The organism is Haladaptatus halobius (genome assembly GCF_020618475.1).
Taxonomy (GTDB): domain Archaea; phylum Halobacteriota; class Halobacteria; order Halobacteriales; family Haladaptataceae; genus Haladaptatus; species Haladaptatus halobius.
Map to the genome: position 1 here is coordinate 1,218,608 of NZ_CP085336.1, position 12,602 is coordinate 1,231,209.

The following is a 12,602-nucleotide window of genomic DNA, read 5'->3' on the forward strand; positions in this document are numbered from 1 at the left end:
CGCATCACGCATTCAGCACGTCCATTGAAACATATCACTCCCGGAGAGCCCTGAAGCTAAGAAACTCGTCGCTATTGAGGCTCGGTGTGGAGGGAGTTGAGAATGAATTCGTCGATGGCCTTTCGAGCTTCTTCGGGAGCGTCACCGTGACCGAGCGAGAGTTTACGACCGCGTGCAGCGTGGATTACGTCGGTGATGAGCTGGCCCATCCTCGCGGCGTCAACCTCGCGGAAGGCACCCTTCACGATTCCGTCCTCGACAACCTCGGTGATACTTGAGCGGATTCGCTCGTAGTGATCATTGAAAATAGCGCGGTGTTTCTTGTCGTTCTGGGCGTGGGTGAACAGCTCGTGGTAGACTTTCATTCGATCCCAGTGGCTGAAGTCGTCGAACTCGGGGCCGAATAGACACTGGTCGATGCGCGCGTCAAGTTCCTCGCGGGGCGGGGCGTCGGCGTTGACCTCCACACTCCCCTCGTACTGGTCGATGATGTACTCGAGGAAGTGCGACATCAGGTCGTACTTGCCGTCAAAGTGGTAGTGGATGACTTGCCGGGTCTTGTCCATCTCCTCGCCGATGTCGCGCATCCGGAGTTCGGTGTAGCCGTGCTTGCTGAGGGCTCGAAAAGTCGCTTCCATGATGGCCTCTCGAGTTTCTGTGGGGACCGTTTCCTCTCCGGACTCACTCATATATGCTATACTTTGTAGGCGCATATTTATCGCTTGTTCTACCGGGCGGAGGGCCGGTTTACTGTGTAGTAAGTTAACTATGTTAACCGATACTCGGATTGTCGTTCGGATGGCGGAGTATCGTCTGGGCTATCGATTCTCGGTTTGATTTACCGGACGGTAAAATATTTATCGTAATAGTCCGAAGCCCTGACCGTCCATGGCAGACAAAGTCATACAAAGTGGGACGGTCGTTTCGCTCGACCCCGAAATCGGGGAATTGGAGGAAGCCGACATACTGATCGACGACGGCGAGATCGTCGAGATCGGTCAAGAACTGTCGACCTCGAACGCGGAAGTAATAGACGCGACCGACCACATTGTGTTGCCGGGCTTCGTCGACTCACACATCCACCTTTGGCAGACGCAGGTGCGAGGCATTGCGGGCGACTGGTCGCTGATGGGTGACTACTTTCAAGATATGCTCGGCAACATCGCCGGACTCTACCAGCCCGAGGATATGTATCTTGGAAACCTGTTCGGTTCCCTCGAGAAGCTCTACACCGGGACAACGACTGCCATGGACTGGTCGCACGCCATCAACACGCCGGAACACGCCGAGCGGGCCGTCGACGGTATTAAGGACGCTGGGCTCCGGGCGCTCTATGCGTATGGCCCACCGGGCAACGATGCCGAGACATGGTGGTTCGGCAGCTCGACGCACCACCCGGAGGAACATGTCAAAGAACTTCGCGACGAAAAGATCGCAGATGATGACCTGCTGTCGCTGGGGGTTGCCCTCCGCGGCCCGGACTTCACGACCGAGGAGGTCGCACGCAGCGACATCGAACTCGCCCGTGAACTCGGCGTCGTCGCCACCATTCACATGGGGGCGGCGCAATGGACATCCTCTGAATACAATCCAGACTATCAGGGCTTCGGCGCAATCAGCGACCTGCTGGCTTCAGACGTTAATATCGCCCACGCGAATCACTTCTCGCAGGAGGACATCGAACACGCCGTCGATCAGGGCGTCTCGTTCTCGGCGACGCCCGAAGTGGAGATGCAGATGGGCCATGGCATCCCCGTCACCGGCAAAGTGCTAGAAGCGGATGGCCGTCCGACGTGGGGCGTTGACGTCTGTTCCAACATCAGCGGTGACATGGGTAGCCAGATGCGGATTGGCCTCCAAGTCCAGCGGATGCTCGAGAATCAGACGCTTCTTGAGGGGGGAGAAGAAGTGACAAGCGTGAATCTCACCGCCCGCGACACTCTAGAGATGGCGACCATCGAGGGAGCCCGGGCCCTGAACATGGAGGACGAGATTGGGACACTCGCCCCCGGTAAGCGGGCAGACATCATCATGATTGACGCCAGTGACTTCATGACTGCCCCCTCTCACTCGCCCATCCAGACTGCTGTGTTCCAGTCCGACCCTTCGCACATCGACACGGTACTCGTTGGTGGAGAAATCGTCAAGACCGACGGTGAGCTACTCAATCCGAAGGTAAACGAGGAATTCGCCCGGTTCGTCCAGTCCGGCTACCGCCTCGTCGAGGAGGCCGGACTCGACTTATAACGTGAGAGTCACCAGCATTCCATTGGAACTATCAGTAAACCAAACACAAACACGACACAGATATGCGAATCGGACAATACAGTGCGGATGATTCAGAAGTACCGTGGACGGGAATACGACTCGATGAAGGGACAGTGGTCAACCTCCCCGAGGCAGGGACAGGGGCTGGTGTCGATCTCCCTAACTCAAGCACTGAACTGCTGGCCAGTTGGGAGTGGCAGAAGAAGGCGGAACTCGCGGTCGAGTTCGCCCAAAAGACCGGCAGCGGCCTGTACGACGCAGAGGTAATCAACCGACACGCGCCGGTCACGAATCCTGAGAAGGTCGTCTGCGTCGGGCTGAACTATCGCGATCACGCCGAGGAAGGCGACAACGAGATTCCCGAGTCGCCGGTACTCTTCTCGAAATTCCCCACAACCGTCACGGGGCCGGACAGCACCATCACGTGGAGTCCCGACCTCACCAAGAAGGTCGACTACGAGGCAGAGTTGGTCGTCGTCATCGGGAGCGAGGCGCGACGCGTCGAAGAGGACGAGGCACTTGACCACGTCGCGGGCTACCTTGTTGGAAACGACGTCTCGGCCCGCGACCTCCAGCACGGCGACGGTCAGTGGATTCGGGGCAAGAGCCTCGACTCTTTTGCTCCAATCGGCCCGGAGCTGGTCACCGCCGACGAGATGTCCGATCCACACGACTTACACATATGGGCAGAGGTCAACGGTGAGCGACTACAGGACTCCTCAACATCGAACCTCATCTTTGGCGTCAACGAACTCGTCTCATTCTGTAGTCAAGCGTTCACGCTCAAACCGGGCGACCTGATATTCACCGGCACACCGCCCGGCGTCGGTGTCTATCGAGAGCCACCCGTGCTTCTTGATGACGGCGACAGCGTCACCATCGGCATCGAGGAACTCGGAGAGCTAACGAACGACTGCGCGTTCGAATGACATCCACCCCTGCGTAAATGCCGGGGTTTCCTCGCGCTGGGGGTATCAGCTACCGACCCACGGAGGCAATTTGCAGGTTCGTCTGCTCCTCGTTAGGACGGTGAGAGCGTGGTAACTCCGAGCATGTGTGGTCGTCCCACTTGAGGCATACAGGCCGTGCCATCGGCCGTGATACGCCTGACTGCCGCCGAAGAAACGTCTCGGACGCCGTGAGGTCCGCGTGCCCCTTGAATCCGCATGGGAACGATAGCGTGTCGCAGTGGCGCGTCGTCCGGTCGGTCGAACCGCAGTTCGGGCACTCTTGACTCGTCCACGCTTCTGACCGAACTTCGACCGAGATACCGAACTCCTCGGCAGTACACGCCAGCCGGTCAATGAACGCGCGAAACGTCCAAAAGTTGTGCGTTTTCGCGTTCGTCTCCGCCACCCAGTGCGTGTCAAATACGTCTGTGAGTGCACCGACTCACACCGTGGAAACGCCCTCGTCATACAACCGTTCGATTAAGTCATGGGCGAGAGTGTCATGAGTGTGGTCACGTCTGCGTGTCCGTCGCAGGTACAGCCGTCGGATTCGGTGACTGATGTACTGCCCTTCGTCCAAGAGCGATTGGCGCCAAGCAATTTCTCGCGTCGTCTCGCGGAATCGCTGGAACAAGTCGTGCCCTTCATACAGATACTGCTTGCCGGTCGTGGTCGTACAGGCGACGAGGTTGTTCGCACCGATGTCCAGAGCGACGGTTTCGTCCGCCAGTGGGTGTGCCAGGCGAGAAGTGTCGATAGTAACTGGCTGAAAGGCCCTGTACTGGTCCGAGTGCTCGTCGTAGTACAATTCCAACCGACCTTGCGCGTCGTATTCTTTCCAGTTGGTGTCGTCCCGAATTTCGAGTCGCAGACGTTCGCGGTATCTCAATCCGTACTCCTCTTTCAGATCTTGACCGACGAGGATTTCAAGTCGGGAATACTCGCCCCACACAACCGAGTACGACGTATTCCGAATGTACGTCCGAAGATCGCGACCATCTTCGGCGTTGCCCCAGTATCCGGGCTTGCCGTTGACTTCACCCTTCGTCTGAAGTGCAAAGAACGAACGCCACGCTTCCGGTTTTTCCGTTCGATTTGCTGAACCGTGGACGCACCAAGAACGCCGACGTAAACGGCGAGACTCTCTTCGCGAATCGAGTAGGCGAGAGCCCCTCACCCGGCAAATCCGTACACTTCCCGAGGGTTCTCGAGGACGATCTGCCGAATCGACTCGGGAGCGATACCGTAGCGGTAGAGTTCGAAGATCGTCCGCTTGATGGCAAAGGGGTCGGTGCGGAGGACATTCGCGCAATCGGTATCGATCATGATCCGCTCCGGCCCGTACTCGTCGATTGCGTTTGCGACGTCCTCGGCGTCGATGTCGATCAGCCACGAGTGGCCGATGGTGTAGCTGAGATAGCAGTTCGTTTCCTTCATCAGGTACTCCGTGTTGTTCTCGTCGGCGTGGGAGGCGACCACGCGCGTCTCGTCCAGCCCGGCGTCGCGTGCCGCCTCGAAGTCGAGTTTCACGGACTCCAAGGCCGGGTTCTCTCCCGGGAGGACCGGCGGTTGGCCGAGCGTCGTGTTCTTCTCGTACCCCGGCGTCCCGAGCTCGGGGCGGTAACTACGACCGCCGTCGGCCGACGTATTCGGGGTGTGAAGGATTACCGGAAGGTCGCGCGCAGCCGCGAGTTCCATCTGGCCTTGCACGATGGCACGCTGTTCGTCTACGTCCCACGCCTCGACGTGCTGCGACGGTGTCACCCCGGTTTCGCCGACCGCGCCGACCTCGTCCAGTTCGCAGTAGTCGGCCATCGCGTCGAGTAGCTCATTGGGGTTCTGGATACGGACACCGGTGTGGATGCCGAGTCCGAGCCGCGCTTCGAAGAAGTGGTTGCGCTCGATGGCCGCTCGCCGGTTGATCGCGTCGTCCCAGAGGTATCGAACGTCCTCGGCCCTCACCGGCTTGTATGGAGTCCAGTGGTACCCCGATGCGACCATGACCATCCCCTCACAGCCCGAGAGGGCGTATCGCTCGCGGTCGTCCCACGAGAGCGTGTGGGCGTGGTTGTGCCCGTCAATCCACGGGAGGTTGAGCAGCTCGGTCGGGAGCGAGTGTGGTTCATCGTCCAAGTGCGCTGCGTCGGTCGGTCGCTTCGTAGGTGGTGTCGATTTCATGATATAAAGTGAGTGTTACTCGCGTGGCCGCGAACGCCTCTCGTTCGCCTAGGAAGGGCCGCCACTTAGCGTTTTACGGCTTGGTAAATCTTTATTATGTGCCACGCTTTCACATCCCATATGACGCTGCTCATCGGAACGGACGACGGACTGTATCGCGTCGCCGAGATTCCGTTCGAGAAGGAAGACGCCGAGCAGGTCTTGGACTGCGGCGTCGTAACCGCCGTAAAGACGTTCGACCACCACCGAGGCGTCTTCGTGGCGTCCTCCGAAGGGGCGTTCCGTTCCACGGACAGAGGGAAGACGTGGACGGATTTGGGCGTTCCGCTTGGTGACCGGTTCTGGCACGCCGGACAGAGCGAGGTCTGGTCGATTCTTGGAACATCGGACGGAGCACTGTACGTCGGGACGAACGACCCCTACATCTACCGGTCGGTCGACGATGGGGAGACGTGGTTCGAACTGAAGGGATTTCGCGACCTCCCCTCCAGAGGTCACTGGGAATCCCCTATCGACCCTCACTACGCCCGTTTGCGCGCGCTCGAATCCGTTCCGGGACGCCCGGAGCGTCTGATCGCGGGCGTCGAGGCCGGCGGCATCCACCTCAGCAACGACGGGGGACGGACGTGGACGGACCGCCGGGACACCATCGTCGACGACGTCCATCAGATTCTCCCCATCTCCGAGGACGTGTGGCTCGCGACGACCGGCTACCTCGACCACAATCTAGAGAATCTAGGGCTGGGCCACGCGGTCGGCGAGGGGGGTCTCTACCGAACGGTCGACGCTGGCGACTCGTGGACGCGTCTCGACCGCGGAAACGACTTCTCGTACATCCGGCGCGTGTTCGTCCACGACGGCACCGTGTTCTTCTGTGGCGGTGAGGAGGCCCCGCCGGCGTGGGTCAACGACGAACATGAGTCTGCCCTCTTCGAGTCGACGAACTTCGGTCGCGATTTCGAGCGCGTGTCATATCCGGGTGAACCCCACGAAGTCATCGAGACGTGGGATGTCTACGAGGGAGCAGTCATCTGCGGATCGGGACTCTTCGACGTACCCGACGCACGCGACGATGTCGAGGGGCGCATCATGCGTCGGGACGACGACGGCACCTATCACAGCGTCGGCCACCTGTCGTCGAACGTGAGCCGCATCAAAGTACTCTGATTCAGAGGAGTAACAACGGAGCGGTCAGTGGGACAGATCACGAACGCACCATCCAACAAACCAACCACCACCGATTCAATGACATCGAACGAACCACCGTCCCCGCTGGGGCGACTCCTGTACGGCGGGATTCTGGCGTACATGGCAATTGACGGCTTCAAGAACAACGAGAAACGAGTCGAAATCGCAAAGGAAAGCGGTGTCCCCGTTCCGGAACTCCTCGTCCCGTTCGTCACGGGACTGCTCTTCGTGGCCAATGTGGGAATTGTCCTCTGGAAGTATCCGCGAGCCTCCGCCGGTGCCCTCATCGTATTCTTCCTCGGGACGACGCCCGTCATCCACAATTTCTGGACGATGGAAGGCAAGGAGCGTCAAGGGAACAAGATAAACTTCCTGAAGAACTGCGCGCTGCTCGGATGCAGCATCATGCTACTGGACGCGGCGACACGGGAAGATAACTGACGTACTACTACATTCATGCGGAACCAGACGAATCCGGACGGCTATCTTGACCTCGTCAAGCGGTCGGGTAAACCACTCCAAGAGTTATCGTGGTCGTCGATCGGGAACATTCTCACTGCGATCCAGATTCAAGAAGCGCGAGAACTTCTCATCGGAACCGTGGATGATCAGTCACGTGGCCGCGTTGAAACGGCACTGCCCGATGCCCAAGTGTTCATCTCGGGGTTGGAGCGACTGAACGGTTCTTCGATCGAACAATCGGATGCCATCACGATCAGTCGGCTGCTGGTCATCGACCAGAACACGATCCTAGTCAGTTCGATGCAAGAAAATCCCGCTGGAGAGGCTAACACGGAGAAAGCCGTGTTTGAGAGAGGGTTCGACAACGGTATCGTGGTAATCGCCCGCCGACTGATGGCGACGGGAGTACCGGCTGCTGACGCCAACACCGCCAAGGAATAACGGCGATCGCCAAGTAACATGCTGACGTATAGATGGCGATTTATCCGGGTAACTGTGTAAAAACACGTCGTGCCGAAAGGACGAGCACAATCGATACCCGTCCGTTGACTTTACTGGGTATCCGTCTCCTACAAGTGCCCTCACGGCAATGAGAGAATATGGTAGATCTGATTTCCGTCGGAGGATTACTCCTCGCATTCTTCCTCGTCGTCATGAATGGGATATTTGTGGCCGCGGAATTTGCATTCGTCAAAGTCCGGCCGACTCAGGTGAACGCACTTGTCGAGCGAGGCAAGCCCGGTGCGGCTCTCGTGCAGAACGCCATTCAGAACCTAGACGACTATCTCGCAGTCAGCCAACTCGGGATCACCCTCTCCTCACTGGGTCTGGGGTGGATCGGGGAACCCGCCGTGGCAGCACTCATCGAACCTGTTCTTATTCAAGTACTTCCGACTGGAACGATTCATCTCGTCGCATTCGCGCTCGGATTCGGCTTCATCACGTTCCTCCACGTCGTGTTCGGTGAACTCGCGCCGAAGACCTTCGCCATCCAGGAGGCGACACGTATCGCACTCCTTGTGGCCCCGCTCATGAAGTTCTTCTACTACGCATTCGTGCCCGGCATAATCATCTTCAACGGGACTGCCAACTACTTCACCCGCCTCGTCGGTATCTCTCCGGCATCCGAGAGCGAGGAAACCCACACTGAGGAAGAAATCCGAATGATCATTACCCGGTCGGAGGAGACGGGGCATATCGATATTGACGAGGTCGAGATGATCGAGAGCGTCTTCGAACTCGGGGATACGATCGCCCGTGAGATCATGGTTCCGCGCCCGGACGTAGAAACTGTACCTGCCTCGATGCCTCTTCAGGAACTCCGGTCAGTTGCTGCTACAGGGGCTTATACGCGCTACCTGGTGCTCGACGTGGACGGGGAGAAACCGATTGGATTCGTCCACGCCAAGGACATTCTTCGGGTGATCGAAACGGAGACGGATTACGACGACTCGCTCACCGCTCGTGAGCTCGCACGGGAGGTGCTCGTCGTCCCAGAAACGCGACGTATCGACGAGATCCTTGCCGAGTTTCAAACGCATGGAGGCGGGCAGATGGCCGTCGTGATCGACGAATGGGGGGTCTTCGAGGGCATCGTGACTATTGAGGACATTCTCGAGGAGATTGTGGGCGACATCCAGGATGAGTTCGACACAGCAGCCCAGAAACCCTCCATCAAGAAGCGAGACGACGGGACATACGTCGTCGACGGTGGTGTTCCAGTCCAAGAAGTAAACGACCGGCTTGACACTGAATTCGAGAGCGATGATGTCGAGACGATCGGGGGATTTGTCTTCAGTCGCCTTGGGAGAGTCCCCGAAGTGGGAGATCAGATCGAACAGAATGAGTACGTCCTTCAGGTTGAGACCGTCGAAGACACTCGAATCGAACGTCTCGTAATCCAACGTACACAATCTATGCAGGGAACAAGGGACGAGTAGTAACCTCCTCCCCGGCGTTTACGCCGGGGCTACTCGTGACGTAAGGGTGGAATATTTGTTGGTTTGCAGCCCCGTCGGCATGACCGAGCCACTGGCAGGGCCACACTGCCGTTTCTCCTCCCCTGGCATGGGACTCGGAGTTATCTTGTCCGAGCCACAGCCCTTTTTCCTTGTAACTGTCTCTTTACGGTATGTCTCTATCTGAGTCCTCTCTGTTAGTCCAGAGCGTAGGTTCCACTCCCGTGACTAGCGATATGATCGTCGTTTTTGCGCTTATTCTCCTCGCACTCGTTCTGTTTGCAACCGAATGGTTCCCCATCGACGTCACGGCCATCTTGGTGATGGTTCTGTTGATGGTACTAGAGCCGTGGACACGGATCTCCGCACAGGAAGGTATCTCAGGGTTTGCAAATCCGGCTACGATTACTGTGTTAGCGATGCTCATTCTAAGTACAGGTATCAATCGAACTGGAATCGTCCAGCTACTCGGTCGGAAAATGGCCGCATTCGCTGGCACCGACCGGCGCAAGCAGCTCGCTGCGACCATTGGTGTCACCGGGCCGGTATCGGGATTCATCAACAATACGCCAGTCGTTGCGATACTCGTGCCGGTCATCGCCGACCTTGCGCATGAGGGTAACACGTCACCGTCGAAGCTTCTCATGCCGCTATCGTTCGCTTCAATGTTCGGTGGAATGTTGACACTCATCGGAACGTCGACAAATATTCTCGCAAGCGATATCACTGCCCAGTTGGGTGCAGAATCACCCGGCCTCGGGTTGCACGCCTTTGGGATGTTCGAGTTCACTAAGCTCGGTATTATCGTCTTCGCGGTCGGGGCAGTTTATCTCATGACGGTCGGCGTCCAGCTACTCCCCGAGCGAATTCCAGCCGACGAGGATCTCGTCGAGGAGTATGCCCTCCAAGAGTATCTTGCGGATGTCGTCGTGCCGGCGAATTCGGGGTTAATCGGGCAGACTGTCGAGGAGGCACTTGGGGATGACGACCTCGATATCGACGTGTTACAGCTGATTCGATACGGAGAACACTTCGACGAACCCCTTGCTCGCAAAGAGATTCACGAAAACGATACACTTCGGCTCAGAACGAACCGAACGACGCTTGAGCACATCATGGATGCCGAAGAGCTCACGCTCACTGGAGGCCCCCGAAGCGAAGATGACCTCTATCCAGGAGAGGAAGAACCAGTCCTCGTCGAGGTGGTCATTCCGTCGGGGTCGTTCCTCGTCGGCGAAACCCTCGCGAGTTCGACGTTCCGGCAGCGCTACGATGCGAACGTTCTCGCCTTTCGAACTCGTGGTGACGTGATTCGTGACCGATTCGAGGACATCCACATTCGCGTCGGTGACACGCTCTTGGTGCAAGCGCCACCCGATAGCCTCACTCGACTCGTCGAGAACGAGGACTTCATCGTCGCCCACGAGTTCGACGAGGTAACCTATCGGAGTGAAAAGATCCCGTTCGCGGTCGGCATCATCGCCGGCGTCGTCGCGTTGCCGGCGCTGAACATCCTTCCAATCGTCGTCTCAGCACTCGCAGGGGTGGTTGCGATGGTCTTTACCGGCGTGCTCAAACCGACCGAACTCTATTCATCCGTCGAGTGGAACGTGATTTTCCTCCTCGCGGGTGTTATCCCGCTTGGAATCGCCCTCCAACAGACGGGGGCAGCCGCACTTCTCGGAAAGGTTGTGGCCTCGACAGCAACGTTCCTGCCGGCAATCGGTGTCCTGTGGGTATTCTATCTGGCAACCGGCCTGTTGACGAGCGTCATCAGCAACAACGCGAGCGTCGTGTTGATGATTCCCGTCGCTGCCAGCGCTGCACAGTCAATCGGTGCGAACGCGTTCGCATTCGTGTTGGCTGTAACGTTTGCGGCCTCGACGGCGTTCATGACCCCAGTCGGGTATCAGACGAATCTCTTTGTCTACGGGCCTGGTGGTTACACGTTCTCGGACTTCTTCCGCGTCGGCGCGCCGTTGCAGTTGCTCCTGTCAATCGTCACCGTTCTCGGGATTGCGTTCTTCTGGGGTGTCAACGCGTAATCGCTCAGGCCATGGAGTGGTGACTTGGAGTTGTTGTGGTTATGAAAATATACACACTTCTATAATAGACGACAGGGTAAAACGTCTAGACCAACTATAATGAGCAGGGAGAGTCGCGGTCGAAATCAGTAACGAAGCCAATGGGTGCAGTCGATGCGATTATGACTTGTATTGATTATCGGTCGAACTCACGGACGGCAATTTAAGTACCGCCTTGCAACTCTCAAAGACTAATACACCATAACCAACAACAATGGACAAAGAAAATCTAAAGCGAACGGTAGAAGTTCGAACGATTGATGGAGTCGATGCGCTCGTCAGTACAGATCCAGGAGAGATATTTATCGACCTTCCAGCTTCGAATCCACGTTATATTCGTGTGCAGGAAGGTAACCGTATTCAAGAAGGTGACGTCAGTACAAGGTCGACCGCTGAGATGGCTGGGCCACGACTGACGAATTGGCGTATTGAGTCGATTACAGCAGAGACCGTAACGGGAACAGATGTTGATACTGGCGAGACACGACAATGGAATCGGGAACAGTTGGTACAACGCCTCAGTGCCAGCGAATTCAGCGCAGAATTGACGACATTTGATCGGGTGAGCGTGACTGAAATCGATGAGTGGCATGAAAGACATTCAGTCGAAGATTCGGAAGAGGTAAGACCGTATGTGATCGTAATTGCGTACGGAAACAACGGAGAGAAATTCACACAACTGTACGCTGCAACCGAATCTGGTGACTGGAACTCACTAGAAGTGGTGCAACAGGATACAAACATCCAAAACTTCAGCGAAGAGTTACGGAAACGCTTCGACGACGCTGTGCAGAAGACTCTCGAGGCCGAACAACTCTATCCCTAAGTTAGCCCTCGCTGTAATCCTTAATACACTAAATACTCAAAATCCGATGGTACACCGCTCCTCTCCCCGTCAATTGAATTCGATCGCTTTGAGACAGAACTCGATAATATCGCCACTCTAGACGAAACTTCGAAAATGCTGAGCAGAGCATACCATTAAGGTGGTTATCGACTACGATCACCAAATTTGCCGCTACACGATCTGATGCCTAAAAATAAATTATAGCAATCGTCGCCGCGAGCGATGGAGTGTCTCTTAGGCGCGGACGACGTTCGTCGTGCGCGGGCCCTTAGGGGCCTGTTCGATGTCGAACTTGATATCCGTTCCTTCTTCGAGGTCAGCGCCGCCAACGTCCTCCATGTGGAAGAACACGTCGTCGTCCGAATCCTCAGTGGAAATGAAACCGTAGCCGCCAGGGTGATTGAAGAAATCAACCGTACCGTTTACCATTAAAAACAAATGTAGTCCCAGCAATGAATAACCCTTCCGAGGGTCGCGATACCACGACGCGTCATTGTTAAACGGATGAGAGATAGACGGAATCGTTCGGAGCTGAGTGCTGTGAGTTCCATCGAAATCATACCGAACCACCGAACATCCAGGAGATGACGGTGAGTTTTCGCCAGCATGATTTCAGAAGCAACGGGACAGGGGGTGTTACCAACTCACGTATCACCGTCGGCGTTGC

Annotated in this window: 11 protein-coding genes and 1 pseudogene; 8 read left to right on the forward strand and 4 right to left on the reverse strand. The window is 56.9% G+C overall.

Features of this window, described 5'->3' with window-relative positions; all coding sequences use genetic code 11:
- Nucleotides 1-71 precede the first annotated feature (71 nt).
- On the reverse strand, nucleotides 72-689 hold the full coding sequence (locus LIW51_RS23170) for a TetR/AcrR family transcriptional regulator (RefSeq protein WP_227377447.1): 618 nt from the start codon (nucleotides 687-689) through the stop codon (nucleotides 72-74).
- 199 nt (nucleotides 690-888) lie between these two features.
- Here LIW51_RS23170 and LIW51_RS23175 point away from each other — a divergent pair, with 199 nt between their 5' ends.
- Both LIW51_RS23175 and LIW51_RS23180 read left to right on the forward strand, forming a co-directional pair.
- Nucleotides 889-2,247, forward strand: a complete 1,359-nt coding sequence (locus tag LIW51_RS23175; RefSeq protein ID WP_227377448.1) for an amidohydrolase family protein — start codon at nucleotides 889-891, stop codon at nucleotides 2,245-2,247.
- A 62-nt stretch (nucleotides 2,248-2,309) separates the two neighbouring features.
- Nucleotides 2,310-3,197 carry a fumarylacetoacetate hydrolase family protein gene (locus LIW51_RS23180; protein ID WP_227377449.1) on the forward strand — a complete coding sequence of 296 codons (888 nt, stop codon included), beginning with the start codon at nucleotides 2,310-2,312 and terminating at the stop codon, nucleotides 3,195-3,197.
- A 49-nt stretch (nucleotides 3,198-3,246) separates the two neighbouring features.
- Here LIW51_RS23180 and LIW51_RS23185 read toward each other — a convergent pair.
- Together LIW51_RS23185 and LIW51_RS23190 are read right to left on the reverse strand one after the other, a co-directional pair.
- Nucleotides 3,247-4,349 (reverse strand): annotated as a pseudogene (locus tag LIW51_RS23185) (RNA-guided endonuclease TnpB family protein); the annotation flags it as partial.
- A gap of 42 nt (nucleotides 4,350-4,391) precedes the next feature.
- Nucleotides 4,392-5,396 (reverse strand): TatD family hydrolase, encoded by a 1,005-nt coding sequence (locus tag LIW51_RS23190; RefSeq protein ID WP_227377450.1) that lies wholly within the window; start codon nucleotides 5,394-5,396, stop codon nucleotides 4,392-4,394.
- Between the two features lie 120 nt (nucleotides 5,397-5,516).
- Between LIW51_RS23190 and LIW51_RS23195 the strand changes: the two genes are divergently transcribed.
- The 6 genes from LIW51_RS23195 (at nucleotide 5,517) to LIW51_RS23220 (ending at nucleotide 11,914) form a co-directional block, all read left to right on the forward strand.
- Nucleotides 5,517-6,563: a WD40/YVTN/BNR-like repeat-containing protein gene (locus LIW51_RS23195; RefSeq protein ID WP_227377451.1), complete on the forward strand. Its 1,047-nt coding sequence runs from the start codon at nucleotides 5,517-5,519 to the stop codon at nucleotides 6,561-6,563.
- Nucleotides 6,564-6,641: 78 nt separating this feature from the next.
- Nucleotides 6,642-7,025, forward strand: coding sequence for a DoxX family protein (locus LIW51_RS23200; protein WP_227377452.1), 384 nt, complete (start codon nucleotides 6,642-6,644; stop codon nucleotides 7,023-7,025).
- Nucleotides 7,026-7,040: 15 nt separating this feature from the next.
- Nucleotides 7,041-7,487, forward strand: a complete 447-nt coding sequence (locus tag LIW51_RS23205; protein ID WP_227377453.1) for a hypothetical protein — start codon at nucleotides 7,041-7,043, stop codon at nucleotides 7,485-7,487.
- 158 nt (nucleotides 7,488-7,645) lie between these two features.
- Nucleotides 7,646-8,986 (forward strand): hemolysin family protein, encoded by a 1,341-nt coding sequence (locus LIW51_RS23210; RefSeq protein WP_227377454.1) that lies wholly within the window; start codon nucleotides 7,646-7,648, stop codon nucleotides 8,984-8,986.
- A gap of 254 nt (nucleotides 8,987-9,240) precedes the next feature.
- The gene (locus tag LIW51_RS23215) at nucleotides 9,241-11,049 is read left to right on the forward strand and encodes an SLC13 family permease (RefSeq protein ID WP_227377455.1); all 1,809 of its coding nucleotides are present in this window, start codon (nucleotides 9,241-9,243) and stop codon (nucleotides 11,047-11,049) included.
- 253 nt (nucleotides 11,050-11,302) lie between these two features.
- Entirely contained in the window at nucleotides 11,303-11,914 is a 612-nt protein-coding gene (locus LIW51_RS23220) for a hypothetical protein (protein WP_227377456.1), read from the forward strand.
- A gap of 255 nt (nucleotides 11,915-12,169) precedes the next feature.
- Here the strand turns inward: LIW51_RS23220 and LIW51_RS23225 are convergent, their stop codons facing one another.
- The gene (locus tag LIW51_RS23225; protein WP_227377457.1) at nucleotides 12,170-12,364 is read right to left on the reverse strand and encodes a cold-shock protein; all 195 of its coding nucleotides are present in this window, start codon (nucleotides 12,362-12,364) and stop codon (nucleotides 12,170-12,172) included.
- Nucleotides 12,365-12,602 lie beyond the last annotated feature (238 nt).